Genomic DNA, 14,648 nt, shown 5'->3' with positions numbered 1-14,648 from the left:
GTCGTGCAGGTCACCTCGGTGACAGCGGACAATCACCGCAGGTGCCGCCGCCGTCGAGGCGGTAGTAGAGGCAGCAGCTCGACCGGCGGAAGGCCACTTCGCCGGGGAAGTCGACGAAGCCGCCCGCCTGCCGGAACGGCTTGTCGGCGAACAGCTCCGCGGCCGTCGCCAGGCACTCCTCGGGGCTCGCGGTGCCGGTACCCGCCATCGTGCGCAGCCCGCCCGCCATGGACGAGGCCGCGTTGCCCCACAGCAGCCCGGCCGCGACACCGCTCTCCGCGCGGACCGCGTCCACGACCGGCGCCATCGCCTCGGCGATGCCGGGGCCGGTCGTCGGCTCGTCGAGGCGGACCCGCAGGCCCTGCTCCGGGTCGTAGCGCCACCACAGGTTCCCCGGCCGGATGTCCGGGATCGCGCCGTCCAGCACGTGCGCGGCGACCGTGGGGCAGAGCAGGCGCGCGGTGTAGCTGAGGAAGAACAGCGACGCGGCCACCCGCCGTTCGGTGGTCCGGTAGCGCGCGCCGATCGCGTCCAGGGTGTCCGGCAGCGCCCGGCTCCCGTCGGTCAGCGCCGTGCCGGGCAGCCAGGTGTCGTCCGGGCGGCCGACGTCGAGCACGAAGAACGGGCTGATCACGCGGGCGCGCCGCAGGGTGGCCAGGACGGCCGCGTAGTCGGACATGCCGCTACACCGCGGTCGGACGGTGGGCGAACGTGCGGCGGTAGTCGTTCGGGGTCACCCCGACGGCCTTGTGGAAGTGGTGGCGCAGCAGCGGCGCCGTGCCGAAGCCGCTGTGCCGCGCGACCTCGTCGACGCTGAAGTCGGTGTCCTCCAACAGGTGCCGGGCGCGCAGGACGCGCTGCGTGGTCAGCCAGCGGTGCGGCGTGGTGCCGGTCTCGGCGACGAACCGGCGGGCGAAGGTGCGTTCGGACAGCTGGGCCCGCTGGGCCAGTTCGGACACCGGGTGCTCGGTGGCCAGGGATTCCAGCATCCAGGCCAGGATCGGCTGGAGGCTGTCCGCGGTGCAGGTGGGGATGGGCAGTTCGACGTACTGGCGCTGGCCGCCGTCGCGCTGCGGGGCCACGACCATGCGGCGCGCGATGGCGGTGGCGGCCGCCGACCCGTGTTCGCGGCGGATGAGGTGCAGGCAGGCGTCGATGCCGGACGCGGTGCCCGCGCTGGTGACGATGTTGCCGTCGTCGACGAAGAGCACGTCCGGGTCGAGCTTCGCCAGCGGGAACCTGGCGGGGAAGGTCTTGGCGTACTGCCAGTGCGTGGTGCAGTGGCGCCCGTCGAGCAGGCCCGCCGCGCCCAGCAGGAAGGCGCCGCTGCACACCGAGAGCACGGTGGCGCCCGCGGCGACGGCCTGGCGCAGCGCGTCGACGACGGCGGGCGGGTACTCGTCGCGGATGCGGAACGCGGGCACGGCCACCAGGTCGGCGCCGACCAGCGCGTCCAGCCCGAGGTCCGGGGTCAGGCTCGCGCCGACGCCGGTGCGGACGGGCACGCCGGGGTGCTCGCCGCAGACCCGGAACTCCATCGGCGGCACGCCCTCGTCGGTGCGGTCGATGCCGAACACCTCGCAGATGAGACCGAACTCGAACGGGGCGAGGCCGTCCATGACGACGCAGGCGACGGTGTTCAGCATGTCCCGAGAGTACTTGGCAGGATTTTGTTGCACAACGTCAGAGCTGCCACTGTTGGTGAAATGTTGTGCATCGTAAATTTACTGCCATGACCACCGCAGTGTTCGCCCTCATCGTCCTGGCTCTGCTGGCCTACGGCCTGGAGCGCAACAACAACCGCGACGCCTCCCCGCACACCCGGCTCGCCGGCAGCCACGACGTGCAGGACCGCGACCTCATCCGCACCGACGCCGACCTCCGCGCGGCCTCCGCCTACGGCGCCACCTCGCGCCGCGGCCGGATCCCCGCGCTCCGCCCGCACCGGAGTGCCTGAGCGCCGGGCAGTACCCCGACCTCGCGGCCGGGCCCCGTGAACACCGGGGTCCGGCCGTTCCCGTGCTACCCGGCCGACGGGTCGGGCAGGCCCGCGGCCACCTGCCGCAGCGCGTTGCGCACCAGCTGCGTGATCGGCGCGGGCTTGGCCGTGCTCAGCCACTTGTCCGTCGCGACCTCCACCGCCGCCCACACCGTCGCCGCGACCAACCGCGGGTAGAGGTCCCTGGTGACCCTGGTCCCGGTCCGCTCGGCGACCACCTCGGCGAGCTCCCGCTCCGCGATCGCGTTCGTCTTGAGGAACTCCCCGATCAGGCTCGGCTCGCTCGTCATCAGCCGGATGCTGGCCGTCCACTCCGGATCCGGGCGCTTGCGGTCCGCCTTGTACGGCGACAGGGCCGCGTGCGTGATCGCGTCCCACAGCGGCTCGTCGGCCGGTCGGCCGCGCAGCGCTTCCGCGACCCCGCGCGCCCGGTCGAGGTGGCGGGCCGCGATGGCCTCCGCCTTGCCGCCGAAGTAGTTGCTGAACGTCCGGTGCGACACCCCCGCGGCCGCGGTGATGTCCTCGATCAGGGCGTTCTCCACGCCGCGTTCCACCGCGAGCCGAACGGCCGCCTGGATCATCGCTTCGCGCCTGGCCAGCTTCTTCTGATCGCGCAGGCCGAGGGGTGGGGTCGTCATCGGGACACGATAGTGGGGATCTTGCTTACCGTGCAAGATTGCCCGGAGGGCAAGAACCAACCGTCCCCGCCGGTGCTTCCGCGACCGCGGTCGAGGTGTCCTCCGTCAGTCCACTGGGTGGACATCCGCCACCGCATGGCGTGCCGGGGCGCGCGGGATGGGAGGATTCCCGCTCGTGAAGACCTTCGACGAGCTGTTCGCGGAACTCAGCGAGCGCGCCCACACCAAGCCAGAGGGGTCCGGCACCGTCGCGGCACTGGAGGCCGGCGTGCACGCGCAGGGCAAGAAGGTGCTCGAGGAAGCCGGCGAGGTGTGGATCGCGGCGGAGCACGAGTCGGACGAGCGGCTGTCGGAGGAGATCTCGCAGCTCCTCTACCGGCTGCAGGTGTTGATGCTGGGCCGCGGGCTCACCCTGGACGACATCTACAAGTACCTGTAAGGGGAGACCCATGCTGCGCGTGGCTGTTCCGAACAAGGGCGCGCTCGCCGAGCGCGCCTCCGAGATGCTGAGGGAGGCGGGCTACCGCCAGCGCAACGAGCAGCGCGACCTCACCGTCATCGACTCGGCCAACGAGGTCGAGTTCTTCTTCCTGCGCCCCAAGGACATCGCCATCTACGTCGGCTCCGGCCGGCTCGACCTCGGCATCACCGGTCTCGACCTGATGCGCGACTCCGGGGCGAACGTCGAATCGCGGCTGTCGCTCGGCTTCGGCGGCTCGACCTTCCGCTACGCGGGCCCCAAGGGCACCGACTGGCAGCTGGCCGACATCAAGGGCAAGCGGCTGGCCACCGCGTACAAGACGCTCGTGCAGGCGGACCTGGAGAAGCACGGCATCGAGGCGGAGATCATCCGGCTCGACGGCGCGGTGGAGATCTCCATCCAGCTCGGCGTGGCCGACCTGATCGCGGACGTGGTCGGCTCCGGCCGCACCCTCCAGCAGCACGACCTGGTGCCGTTCGGCCACACCATCTGCGAGTCCGAGGCCGTCCTCATCCACTCCTCGGCCGTGGACGACTCGCCCGCGAAGCAGCAGCTCACCGCCCGCTTGCAGGGCGTCGTCTTCGCGCAGCACTACCTGATGCTCGACTACGACTGCCCGCGCACGCTGCTGGACGAGGCGCTGCGCGTCACGCCCGGCCTGGAGTCGCCGACCGTGGCCCCGCTCGCCGACCCGGCCCAGGTGGCCGTGCGCGCGATGGTGCCCCGCAAGGAAGCCAACCGGCTCATGGACCAGCTGTCCGCGCTGGGCGCGAAGGCGATCCTGGCGTCGGACATCCGGTTCTGCCGCCTGTGATCCTGGAAGTCGCCCACCTGGACGTCGTGCCCGGCCGTTCGGCCGAGTTCGAAGCCGCGTTCGGCGAGGCCGAGAGCGTCATCTCGGCCTCGCCGGGCTTCGTCGGCCTGGAGCTGAAGCGCTGCGTCGAGCGGCCGGACGCCTACCTGCTGCTGGTCCGCTGGGAAACCCTGGAGGACCACACCGTCGGCTTCCGCGAGGGCCCGCTGTACCCGAGGTGGCGTGAACTCCTGCACCACTTCTACGACCCGTTCCCCGTGGTCGAGCACTACGCGTAGCCCCTATTCCACCCCATCGGCATGGCCGGATCCGGCCATCTCGTCACCGGCTACCTGCGGGTTGGCGTTCCACGGCCGTGACCCGTGTTCACAGAACGTGAATCCTTCGCTACGGTGCGAGCTGGGAGCGTTCCCAGACCCCTGTTTCGCAATCCTCAACGTGGAGGACGTGTGAACTTCCGAAAGGTGTTAACGCAAGCACTCGGCGTGTTCGCGGCGGTCGCCGCACTGCTCGCCTCGCTCGTGGTCGGCGTCGCAGGCGCGCACGGCTCGACCACCGATCCGCCGTCTCGCAACTACGGCTGCTGGCAGCGGTGGGGCAGCGACTTCCAGAACCCGACGATGGCCACCAAGGACCCGATGTGCTGGCAGGCCTGGCAGGCCGACTCCAACGCGATGTGGAACTGGAACGGCCTGTACCGCGAGAACGTCGGCGGCAACCACCAGGCGGCCATCCCCGACGGCACGCTGTGCAGCGGCGGGCGCACGCAGGCCCCCCGCTACAACGCGATGGACACCGTCGGCACCTGGCAGGCCGCGACGAAGAGCAAGCAGTTCACCCTGACCGTCACCGACCAGGCCCACCACGGCGCGGACTACCTCCGCGTCTACATCACCAAGCAGGGCTTCGACTCGACCAAGCAGGCACTCGGGTGGGGCAACCTGGAACTGGTCACCTCGACGGGCAAGTACGCGCCCGCCGGGACGTACGCGACCTCGGTCAACGCGGGTAGCCGCACGGGGCGGCACGTGGTGTACGTGATCTGGCAGGCCAGCCACCTCGACCAGTCGTACTACTTCTGCAACGACGTCATCTTCCAGTAGTCCGGGGCACGGGGTGCGGCGGGCGCCCGCCGCACCCCGGTGCTACCGCTCGCGGACGAACAGCGACTGCGCGGTCCGGCCCACCGGGCCCAGCAGGTCGTGCACCTCGCTCGTGGCCACCCCGACCCCGCCCGGCCCGATCGCCGTCTCGGCGTCGAGGGCGAACCACGACCCCTGCGGCTCCCGGTGCAGGTGCACGGCGAGGTCGGTGTTGATCGCGAACCACTCGCGGATGTCCAGCCTGCTCGACACCCCGCTGGCGGAGTCCGTGATGGCGAACATCCGCTGGAGCGCGGTGCTCTCCTCCTCTTCGACCGTCGGCATCAGCGGCTTGCCCCACACGATCGCGTCGCCGGGCGCGAAGATGCCGCCCTCCACCGACCGCCAGTCGACCGCTTCCAGGTACCCGCACGCCCACTCGGCGGGCATCTCCATCACGGGGCACATCCGCGGTTCGGGGAGCATGCCGGAGAACTCCGTGGCCAACGACGAGGTGTCCCCGCCGCTGATCCGCCACGCCTGGGCCCGCAGCACCGCGCGCCCCTCGTGGCGCAGCTCCGCGCCCAGCAGCTCGACCGAGCGCCCCGGCCGCACGACCGACGCGGACACCTCCAGCTCGGCGACCGGCACCGGCCCGAGCACGTCGAGGACGACCCGCGCGAACGCCATGCCGGCGCGGGGCGCCAGGTTCTCCATCTCGCGCACCAGCAGCGCCGAGGGCGGCCCGAGGTGCTGGCTCTCCGTGCTCCACGGCCCCGCCGTGTGCGGGGTCGCCAGGTAGCGGTCGCCGCCCAGGCGCCGGTAGAAGCCCGCCATCAGTCGACCCTGTCCAGCGGCGTCTCGACGCTCGCGTCCGGCTCGGGCCACCCCGGATAGGGCGGTGGGGTGCCGTCGAACGCCGGGCAGAACGCCTTGTGGTCGCAGTAGTCGCACAGCTTGCTCGGGTTGGGCCGGAAGTCACCGGTCCTGCCCGCGCGCAGGATGGCCTCCCAGATGGCCTCCAGCGTCCGCTCGAACCGGCCGAGCTCGGCCTCGTCGGGCGTGTACGCCAGCGCCTGCTTGTCCGCGAGGTACATCAGCCGCAGCTGCCGGGGCACCACACCGCGCAGCTTCCACAGCACCAGCGCGTAGAACTTCATCTGGAACAGCGCCTTCGCCTCGCCGATCAGCCGGGGCGCGGCGCCGGTCTTGTAGTCGACCACCCGGATCTCGCCCGTCGGGGCGACGTCCACGCGGTCGATGTACCCGCGCAGCAGCACCCCGGACGGCAGCTCCGACTCGACCAGCAGCTCACGGGCGTCGGGCTCGAACCGGCGCGGGTCCTCCAGCTCGAAGTACCCGTCCAGCAGCCCCTCGGCCGACAGCAGCCACTCGGTCAGCGCCGGGTCGTCCGCGCTGTCGAACAGCCCGGCGAACTCCGGCCGCTCCTCGCGCACCCGGTCCCAGGCGGGCCCCAGCAGGTTCTTCGCCACCTCCGGCGTCCGCTCACCGGCGGGCAGGCCGAACAGGTCCTCCAGCACCGCGTGCACCACGGTGCCGCGCACCTGCGCCTTCGTGGGCACCTCGGGAAGCCTGTCCACCGCGCGGAACCGGTACAACAGCGGGCACTGCTTGAAGTCCCCGGCCCTGGACGGTGACAACGCGGGCCGCCGCACCGGGCGGGTACTGGTGACGACCGCACTGGCCGCTGCTGGGTCGGACATGCCCCGAACGATAGGCGAGACCACCGACAGTTCCCGATCGCGCACCGGCCGCGCGGGCCGCCGGGCCCCGGCTCCACGTGTCACGGCGGCCGTACACGGGTGACCCTAGGCTGCCCCAATGGCCATGACGGGGAGCTGGCGCAGGCGGGTCGACCGGGACGGCGGGGTGCTGCTGTTCCGCGCGGCGGGCGTGCCCGTCCTGCTCGCGCCCTCGTGGTGGCTGGGCTCCGCGGCGATCGTCCTGATCTACACCCCGCTGGTGGGCAGGCTGCTCCCCGACGCGAGCGCGCTGAGCGCGTTCGTCATCGCCACCGCGTTCACGCTCTTCCTCGGCCTGTCGGTGCTGGCCCACGAACTGGGCCACTCGCTCACCGCCATCCGGCTCGGCCTCCCGGTGCGCAGACTGCGGCTGTTCCTCCTCGGCGGTGTGTCGGAGATGACGCGCACGCCCACCAGGCCGAGCCACGAGGGTCTGGTGGCCGCGGCGGGCCCGGCCGTGTCGGTGGCGCTGGCGGCGGCGTTCGGCCTGGCCGCGATGGTCATGGAACCCGGCAACCCGCTCTGGCTCCTGATCGCCCAGACGGCCTTCGCCAACGCCGCGGTGGCCGTGTTCAACCTGCTCCCTGGCCTCCCCCTCGACGGCGGCCGCATCCTGCGGGCGGGCATCTGGGCCGCCACCGGCAAGCGCGCCTCCGGCACCAGGGCCGCCGTGACGGGCGGTGTAGTGGTGGCCGCGCTCCTGGTCGCCTGGGCGTTCTGGGGCGTCGTGCAGGGCGAGGAGGACGCCTGGGTCCGCTTCGGCGTCTGCGTCCTCACGGCCTGGTTCGTGGTGGCGGGCGCCCGCGGCGAGCTGTCGGCCGAGCGCAGGCGCGCCTGGCCCGAGGGCCTCACCCTCGCCGAACTGGTCCAGCCCGTCCTGCAACTCCCGGCCGAGAGCCCCGTGTCCGGCGCGCTGGCCGCGTCGGCGGGCAGGGGAGTGGTGCTCGTCAGGGCGGACGGCGTGGCCGTGGGCCTGCTCGACCAGGACCTGGCCCGCAGGCTCTCCACGAGGTCCCCGCAGGCCCCCGCGGAGCAGGCGGCCGACCCCATCCGCCCGGAGACCGTGCTGCTGGCCGACGAACCGGGCGAGGAGATCGTCGAACGGGTGCGGGGCACCGCCGCGTGGCAGTTCCTCGTCGTCGACATGGACGGCCGCCCGTCCGGCGTCCTGCGCCGGGAGGACCTCAAGGCCGCGCTGGACCGCCGCTGACCAGCCCGGCCTCCTGCGCCAGGATCGCCGCCTGCACCCGTGAGCGCAGGTCCAGCTTCGTCAGCACCCGCGAGACGTGCGTCTTCACCGTCGTCTCGCCGATGTGCAGCCGTTTCCCGATGCCCTGGTTCGACAGCCCCTCGCCGAGGCACCGCAGCACCTCGGTCTCCCGGTCGGTCAGCAGGTCCAGCGCCTTCGGCCGCTCCACCTGCCGGGGCGCCACGGCCGCGAAGTCCCGCATCAGCCGCCGCGTCACGCTGGGCGCCAGCACCCCGTCGCCCGCCGCGACCAGCCGCACCGCGTCGACCAGCGCCGCCGCCCCGACCGACTTCAGCAGGAACCCGGCCGCGCCGGCCCGCAGGGAGGCGTGCACGTACTCGTCCATGTCGAACGTGGTCAGCACCAGCACCTGGCACACCCCGTCGCCGACCAGCTCGCGGGTGGCCGCGATCCCGTCCACGCCCGGCATCCGGATGTCCATCAGCACGACGTCGGGCTTGAGCGCCCGCGCCATCCGCACCGCCGCGGCGCCGTCACCCGCCTCGCCGACGACCTCGATGCCCTCGCCACCGCCGAGGATCATCACCAGCCCGGCCCTGATGGCCGTGTGGTCGTCGGCCACCAGCACCCTGATGGTCATCCGCGCGCTCCTCCTGTCGGCAGTTCGGCCCGGACCCGCCACAGGTCGTCGACGCGCCCGGCGTCGAACGTCCCGCCGACGGCCTGCGCCCGCTCGGCCATGCCGACCAGCCCGCTCCCGGTACCCGGCGTGGAAGCGCCACGCCACTCGCTCGTCACGGTGACCGCCAGCCGCTTCCCGGCCTCGTCCAGCGCCACCTCGACCCGCGCGCCCGGCGCGTGCTTGAGCGCGTTGGTCAGCGACTCCTGCACGATCCGGTACGCCGCCAGGTCCACGGCGACGGGCAGGTCGGCGGGCGCCTCGCCGGACAGCTCCACCCGCAGCCCGCCCGCGCGCGCCGAGTCCACCAGCCGCCCCAGCTCGCTCAGCCGCGCCGAGGCGGGCTCGTCGGGCCCCTCGTCGTCCGCCCGCAGCACGTCGATCATGGTCCGCATCTCGGCCAGCGACTGGATGCTGTTCTCGCGCACCGACTTCAACACCGTCCGCACCGTCTCCGGGTCGCGCGCGGCCATCGACAGCACCGCCTCGGACTGGATGGCGATGGCGGACAGGTGCCCGGCGATCACGTCGTGCAGGTCCCGCGCCATCCGGGCGCGCTCGGCCGTCACGGCGGCGCGCCGGTCCAGCTGCGAGATCCGCTCCACCTGCTCGGTGTTCAGCCGGTGCTGCCGCAGGTTGATCGCCCACCACACCGGCATGACCAGCACGGAGAAGATCTGCAGCCCGGACCCGACGGCGCTGCGCCAGTCCTGCACGGTCAGCGCGATCCCCGCGGCGATGCCGACCGCGGTCGTGACTACCAGGCCGATGATGAGCTGGCTGGTGCGCTTCGACCCGCGCAGCGTCGCCACGTGCAGCAGGTCCATCAGCACGATGATCACCGGCGCGCTCAGCCCCAGCGCCACGTCCACCGACGCCGCCGACAGCGCGATGAACGTCCCCGCGAGCGGCGCGCGGCCGCGCAGCAGCTGGCCGAGGCAGGCGATGCCGAGCACCAGCAGCCGCCACCCGAGCGGGGTGTCCGACGGCCCGGCCCACAGCTCGTAGAGGTCGAACCGGTAGAGCAGGGCGCCGCCGGAGAAGCAGCCCAGGGCGATCAGCAGATCGCGGGCTGGGTCGGGGAGTCGGCGCACCGGGCCATCTCAGCACACCGCCCCTGGCCTGCGGGTCCTACGAAGTGATGACACCCCTCCGGTACGACCGGTGGACTCGCCGGAGCCCCCGGACGGCCAGGCTGGTGCCAACGCAGCCCGCTCCGACGACAGCCCAGGAGGCAGTCATGATCGCGATCATCGCCCAGGTCCTCGGGTTCGTCATGCTGATCCCGCAGGGGATCCTGCCCGTGGTCTTCCTGGCCGCGGGCGTCCAGTCGAAGAGCTGGTTCCTGGCCCTCTACGTGCCGGAACCGATGAACCTGCCGGTCGCCATCGCGTTCGTGCTGGTCGGTGGGCTCCTCGCGTTCTTCGGCACCAGGGCCGTGATCCGCTGGACCTGACCGCCCGGTGTCGGCGGTCGCCGCGCCCCCTGAGACCATCGTGCGCCTTGAGTTCCGCACGTAAGCAGGAGGTTTCCCGCGGTGATCGCCGCCAGTGGCCCGTTCCGTCCCGGTGACCGGGTGCAGTTGACCGACCCGAAGGGACGGCACTACACGATCGTGCTCGAACCGGGCAAGGAGTACCACACCCACCGCGGCGCGCTGCCGCACGACAAGCTGATCGGCGAGCCCGAGGGCTCCGTCATCCAGTCCGTCGGTGGTACGTCCTTCCTGGCCCTGCGGCCCCTGCTGGCGGACTACGTCCTGTCCATGCCGCGCGGCGCCCAGGTGATCTACCCGAAGGACGCGGCGCAGATCGTCATGTACGGCGACGTCTTCCCCGGCGCGCGCGTGCTGGAGGCGGGCGCCGGCTCCGGCGCGCTCACCTGCTCGCTGCTGCGGGCGGTGGGGGAGAAGGGCAGCGTCATCTCCTACGAGGTACGCCAGGACCACGCCGACCACGCGATCCGCAACGTCGAGCAGTTCTTCGGCGAGCGCCCCGACAACTGGTCGCTGACCGTCGCCGACCTCGCCACGCACGTCGGTGAGGTCGACCGGGTCGTGCTGGACATGCTCTCGCCGTGGGAGCAGCTGGACACGGTGGCGAAGAACCTCATCCCCGGCGGCGTGCTGGTCATCTACGTGGCGACCACCACGCAGCTGTCCAAGGTCACCGAGGCGCTGCGCGAGCAGCAGCACTGGACCGAGCCGCAGTCGTGGGAGACGCTGGTGCGCCCGTGGCACACCGTGGGCCTCGCCGTGCGGCCGGAGCACCGGATGATCGCGCACACCGCGTTCCTGCTGACGACCCGCAGGCTGGCCGACGGCGTCACGCCGCCGCGCCCCCAGCGCAGGCCGTCGAAGGGCTGACCGGACGCGGAACGGCCCGCCGCGGGACTCCCGCGGCGGGCCGTTCGACGTCGTGGGACGGGGTCAGAAGGTGTCGCAGATCTTCCAGTCGCCGTCTTCCTTGGCCAGCTTCATGGTGACCGAGTTGTCCTTGACGAAGTCCTTGTACTTCTCCGGCACGTTCTCGACCTTCAGGCTGAGCTTGGCGGTCGCGGTGTCACCGGTCTCGACCACCTCGCCCACCGAGAACGTGGTCTTCACGTCCTTGAACTCGTCGCCCTGCGAGCCGGGGTCGTTGACCTTGATCTCGCTGACCTTCGCCTGGTCCTTCTTGCAGGTGAGGGACTGGAGGGTGCTGACGTTCGCGTCCTTGCCCTTGTTGAGCTCGGTCGCGAAGTCGTCGGCGGTGCTCTTGGCGGAGCCACCGGTCATCGTCACGACGACGACCACGATCGCCGCCACGACGAGGACACCGACGCCCGCGAAGACCCAGACGAGCGGATTTTTCTTCTTCGGAGGCCCGAAGGGCTGCCCCGGAGCACCGGGTTGACCGAAACCACCCGGTTGGCCGTACGGGGGCTGTCCGTACTGGTCTTGGGGCCCAGGGGGCTGCTGGCCGTAACCGGGCTGGCCCTGCGGCGGTTGCTGGGGAAAACCCCCGGAAGGGGGTCCGTAGCCGGGCTGCTGTCCACCCTGTGGGAAACCGCCGGGGGGAGGAGGATACCCGCCCGGCTGCTGTCCGAACCCCGGCTGCTGACCGAATTGCCCAGGCTGTTGGCCATGTGGATCAGGCTGCTGACCGTAGGGGCCGGGCTGCTGCGGCGGGACGGTCATCACGTTCTCCTAGAACTTGCCGCTGGTGGCGTGGACACTTCCCGGACACACGCCGGTGGACGACGTACAGGACGCACGGTAGCGGGTGGGTGGTTCCACTTGACACCGAGATGGAGCAGTCCATCCCCTTGGGAGGGTCGTTGGTGACGCCACACGACTCTCGATGACCTTGGAGATAGCCGCTTTTGTCGGTGATCGCCGGTACCGTTGCTGATACGAACACGGGAGGAGGGTGCCGACATGCAGCACGGTCATCCCGGCAGCCAACCCGATGAGGGTGGCGAGCTGAACACGGGCAACAACTCAGATGAGCTGACAGCGCAGGTCAGGTTCCTCGAGGACGAGATCGCGCTGCTGCGCCGCAAGCTGACGGAGTCCCCGCGACACGTCCGCCTGCTGGAGCAGCGATTGGCCGAGGCATCCGAGCGCGTCAGCCAATTGACCGAGCGCAACACGAAGCTCATTGACACCCTCCGAGAGGCACGTGGCCAACTGCTGGCCCTGCGCGAGGAGGTCGACCGCCTGGCCCAACCGCCCAGTGGCTACGGCGTGTTCCTCGAGCAGTTCGAAGACGGCACGGTGGACGTTTTCACCTCAGGCCGTCGCATGCGGGTGTCCGTCTCGCCTGCGGTGGAATCCCCCACCCTGGTGCGCGGGCAGTCGGTGCGCCTGAACGAGGCGCTCACCGTCGTCGAGGGCGGCAGCTTCGAGCAGACCGGCGAGGTCTGCACGTTGCGCGAGATCCTCGAGGGCGAGGAGCCGGAGAACTCCGTCCAGCGCGCGCTCGTCGTCGGCCACGCCGACGAGGAGCGGGTCGTGTGGCTGGCCCAGCCGCTGATCGACTCGCCGTTGAAGATCGGCGACTCGTTGCTGGTCGACTCGAAGGCGGGCTTCGCCTACGAGCGCGTCCCCAAGGCCGAGGTCGAGGACCTCGTGCTGGAGGAAGTGCCGGACATCCTGTACTCCGACATCGGCGGGTTGAGCAGGCAGATCGAGCAGATCCGCGATGCGGTGGAGATGCCCTTCCTGCACGCCGACCTGTTCCGCGAGTACAAGCTCCGGCCGCCGAAGGGCGTCCTGCTGTACGGCCCTCCCGGCTGCGGCAAGACGCTGATCGCGAAGGCCGTCGCCAACTCGTTGGCGAAGAAGGTGTTCGAGGCCCGAGGTGAGACCGGGAAGCAGGCCAAGTCCTACTTCCTCAACATCAAGGGCCCGGAGCTGCTCAACAAGTTCGTCGGCGAGACCGAGCGGAGCATCCGCCTGATCTTCCAGCGAGCGCGTGAGAAGGCCTCCGAGGGCACCCCGGTCATCGTGTTCTTCGACGAGATGGACTCGATCTTCCGCACCCGCGGTTCCGGTGTGTCGTCCGACGTCGAGACGACCATCGTGCCGCAGCTGCTGTCGGAGATCGACGGCGTCGAGGGCCTGGAGAACGTCATCGTCATCGGCGCCTCCAACCGCGAGGACATGATCGACCCGGCGATCCTGCGACCCGGCAGGCTCGACGTGAAGATCAAGATCGAACGTCCGGACGCCGAGGGCGCGATGGACATCTTCAACAAGTACCTGACGCCCGACCTCCCGATCCACGCCGACGACCTCGCGGAGTTCGGCGGCGACCCGAAGGCCTGCATCGAGGGCATGGTGCAGCACACGGTCGAGCGCATGTACGAGGAGACCGAGGAGAACCGGTTCCTGGAGGTCACCTACGCCAACGGTGACAAGGAGGTCCTGTACTTCCGGGACTTCAACTCCGGCGCCATGATCCAGAACATCGTCGACCGGGCCAAGAAGGCCGCCATCAAGGCACTGCTCGACACCAAGCAGCCCGGCCTGTCGGTCCGCCACCTCCTCGCCGCCATCGTCGACGAGTTCGCGGAGAACGAGGACCTCCCGAACACGACCAACCCGGACGACTGGGCCCGCATCTCCGGCAAGAAGGGGGAACGGATCGTCTACATCCGCACCCTCGTCACCGGCAAGACCGCAGACTCGGGCCGCGCCATCGACACGGCCACCAACACCGGCCAGTACCTCTAACCACACCAACCGGGAAGCCCGCCTGCCACGCGGCAGGCGGGCTTCACCGCGTCCAGGGCAAACCCGAACACCTCCACCTCACCCAGCCCACCACCAGACCTGACGAAGCCAGGCGATCAACCACCAAGCCGATACCCGTCCGGCGCAGCCCGGATACTTGGTCGGCACAGCCGATACCGGGTCCGGCGCAGCCCGGATTCCCCGCCGAAGCGGAGCCAGGTGCCTGGTCCGTCGCGGAGCGTCGGATGCCCTGTCGGACGCAGTCCGATGCCTGGTCCGGCGTAGCTCGGATGTCCGGCCGAGGCGGAGCCAGGTGCCTTGTCCGTCGCGGAGCGTCGGATGCCCTGTTCGGCGCAGCCCTGATGCCCCACTGATGCGAAGCCAGGTGCCTTGTCCGTCGCGGAGCGTCGGATGCCCTGTCCGGCGTAGCTCGGATGCCTGGCCGATGCGAAGCCAGGTGCCCTGTCCGTCGCGGAGCGTCGGATGTCCTGTGCGGCGCAGCCCTGATGCCCCGCCGAAGCGAAGCCAGGTGCCCGATCCGTCGCGGAGCGTCGGATGCCGTGTCCGAGGCGAAGCCCGGATGCCCTGTCAGGCGAAGCCTGATGCTGGCGAAGCCAGACCTCCCCTCTGCCCCCGATCCAAAGCGTCCTCGTGCCTTGTCGTAGCTTGTCAAGATGGCCTTATCGTCTTGACAAGGTGCGGCAAGGCATTGAGACAATTGCGCTAGCGGGGGACGGAGCCGCCCTAAACCCGACCACCCCCGA

Annotated in this window: 17 protein-coding genes; 9 read left to right on the top strand and 8 right to left on the bottom strand. The window is 70.8% G+C overall.

Features of this window, described 5'->3' with window-relative positions; translation table 11 throughout:
• Positions 1-10 precede the first annotated feature (10 nt).
• Both RM788_RS10395 and RM788_RS10390 read right to left on the bottom strand, forming a co-directional pair.
• Positions 11-679 (bottom strand): (2Fe-2S)-binding protein, encoded by a 669-nt coding sequence (locus tag RM788_RS10395; RefSeq protein WP_315931392.1) that lies wholly within the window; start codon positions 677-679, stop codon positions 11-13.
• Between the two features lie 4 nt (positions 680-683).
• Complete coding sequence (locus RM788_RS10390) at positions 684-1,646, bottom strand: GlxA family transcriptional regulator (protein WP_315931391.1); 963 nt, start codon at positions 1,644-1,646, stop codon at positions 684-686.
• Positions 1,647-1,732: 86 nt separating this feature from the next.
• Here RM788_RS10390 and RM788_RS10385 point away from each other — a divergent pair, with 86 nt between their 5' ends.
• Complete coding sequence (locus tag RM788_RS10385) at positions 1,733-1,957, top strand: hypothetical protein (protein ID WP_315931390.1); 225 nt, start codon at positions 1,733-1,735, stop codon at positions 1,955-1,957.
• Between the two features lie 65 nt (positions 1,958-2,022).
• Here RM788_RS10385 and RM788_RS10380 read toward each other — a convergent pair whose 3' ends face one another.
• Positions 2,023-2,637, bottom strand: a complete 615-nt coding sequence (locus RM788_RS10380) for a TetR/AcrR family transcriptional regulator (protein ID WP_315931389.1) — start codon at positions 2,635-2,637, stop codon at positions 2,023-2,025.
• A gap of 175 nt (positions 2,638-2,812) precedes the next feature.
• Between RM788_RS10380 and RM788_RS10375 the strand changes: the two genes are divergently transcribed.
• From RM788_RS10375 to RM788_RS10360, 4 genes are all read left to right on the top strand, one after another.
• Positions 2,813-3,076 (top strand): phosphoribosyl-ATP diphosphatase, encoded by a 264-nt coding sequence (locus RM788_RS10375; RefSeq protein ID WP_106191219.1) that lies wholly within the window; start codon positions 2,813-2,815, stop codon positions 3,074-3,076.
• Positions 3,077-3,086: 10 nt separating this feature from the next.
• A complete protein-coding gene (gene hisG, locus RM788_RS10370) occupies positions 3,087-3,932 on the top strand; it encodes an ATP phosphoribosyltransferase (RefSeq protein WP_315931388.1) in 846 nt (281 codons plus the stop codon).
• A complete protein-coding gene (locus RM788_RS10365) occupies positions 3,929-4,210 on the top strand; it encodes an antibiotic biosynthesis monooxygenase family protein (protein ID WP_315931387.1) in 282 nt (93 codons plus the stop codon). The genes hisG and RM788_RS10365 overlap by 4 nt, the downstream gene beginning before the upstream one ends.
• 186 nt (positions 4,211-4,396) lie before the next feature.
• Complete coding sequence (locus RM788_RS10360) at positions 4,397-5,035, top strand: lytic polysaccharide monooxygenase auxiliary activity family 9 protein (protein ID WP_315931386.1); 639 nt, start codon at positions 4,397-4,399, stop codon at positions 5,033-5,035.
• A 42-nt stretch (positions 5,036-5,077) separates the two neighbouring features.
• Here RM788_RS10360 and RM788_RS10355 read toward each other — a convergent pair whose 3' ends face one another.
• Both RM788_RS10355 and RM788_RS10350 read right to left on the bottom strand, forming a co-directional pair.
• Positions 5,078-5,851: a thioesterase family protein gene (locus RM788_RS10355; protein WP_315931385.1), complete on the bottom strand. Its 774-nt coding sequence runs from the start codon at positions 5,849-5,851 to the stop codon at positions 5,078-5,080.
• Positions 5,851-6,738 carry a RecB family exonuclease gene (locus RM788_RS10350; protein WP_315931384.1) on the bottom strand — a complete coding sequence of 296 codons (888 nt, stop codon included), beginning with the start codon at positions 6,736-6,738 and terminating at the stop codon, positions 5,851-5,853. Before RM788_RS10350 ends, RM788_RS10355 begins: the two co-directional genes overlap by 1 nt.
• Positions 6,739-6,856: 118 nt before the next feature.
• Here RM788_RS10350 and RM788_RS10345 point away from each other — a divergent pair, with 118 nt between their 5' ends.
• Entirely contained in the window at positions 6,857-7,987 is a 1,131-nt protein-coding gene (locus tag RM788_RS10345) for a site-2 protease family protein (protein ID WP_315931383.1), read from the top strand.
• On the opposite strand, the gene RM788_RS10340 is transcribed toward RM788_RS10345, so the two are convergent.
• The gene (locus RM788_RS10340) at positions 7,962-8,627 is read right to left on the bottom strand and encodes a response regulator (protein ID WP_315931381.1); all 666 of its coding nucleotides are present in this window, start codon (positions 8,625-8,627) and stop codon (positions 7,962-7,964) included. The two genes, RM788_RS10345 and RM788_RS10340, sit on opposite strands and share 26 nt — an antisense overlap.
• Positions 8,624-9,760 (bottom strand): sensor histidine kinase, encoded by a 1,137-nt coding sequence (locus RM788_RS10335; protein ID WP_315931379.1) that lies wholly within the window; start codon positions 9,758-9,760, stop codon positions 8,624-8,626. The genes RM788_RS10340 and RM788_RS10335 overlap by 4 nt, the downstream gene beginning before the upstream one ends.
• Positions 9,761-9,906: 146 nt before the next feature.
• On the opposite strand from RM788_RS10335, the gene RM788_RS10330 reads away from it, so the two are divergent.
• Together RM788_RS10330 and RM788_RS10325 are read left to right on the top strand one after the other, a co-directional pair.
• Positions 9,907-10,122 carry a hypothetical protein gene (locus RM788_RS10330; RefSeq protein ID WP_315931378.1) on the top strand — a complete coding sequence of 72 codons (216 nt, stop codon included), beginning with the start codon at positions 9,907-9,909 and terminating at the stop codon, positions 10,120-10,122.
• 81 nt (positions 10,123-10,203) lie between these two features.
• Positions 10,204-11,031 (top strand): tRNA (adenine-N1)-methyltransferase, encoded by an 828-nt coding sequence (locus tag RM788_RS10325; protein WP_315931377.1) that lies wholly within the window; start codon positions 10,204-10,206, stop codon positions 11,029-11,031.
• Between the two features lie 63 nt (positions 11,032-11,094).
• Here RM788_RS10325 and RM788_RS10320 read toward each other — a convergent pair whose 3' ends face one another.
• Positions 11,095-11,472 carry an Rv0361 family membrane protein gene (locus RM788_RS10320; RefSeq protein WP_315931376.1) on the bottom strand — a complete coding sequence of 126 codons (378 nt, stop codon included), beginning with the start codon at positions 11,470-11,472 and terminating at the stop codon, positions 11,095-11,097.
• A gap of 612 nt (positions 11,473-12,084) precedes the next feature.
• On the opposite strand from RM788_RS10320, the gene arc reads away from it, so the two are divergent.
• Entirely contained in the window at positions 12,085-13,884 is a 1,800-nt protein-coding gene (arc, locus tag RM788_RS10315) for a proteasome ATPase (RefSeq protein ID WP_315931375.1), read from the top strand.
• Positions 13,885-14,648 lie beyond the last annotated feature (764 nt).

It is taken from the genome of Umezawaea sp. Da 62-37, from assembly GCF_032460545.1.
In the GTDB taxonomy this organism is placed as follows: Bacteria; Actinomycetota; Actinomycetes; order Mycobacteriales; family Pseudonocardiaceae; genus Umezawaea.
Note: the sequence above shows the minus strand (reverse complement) of the source record. Positions and strands in the feature narration are given on the sequence as shown.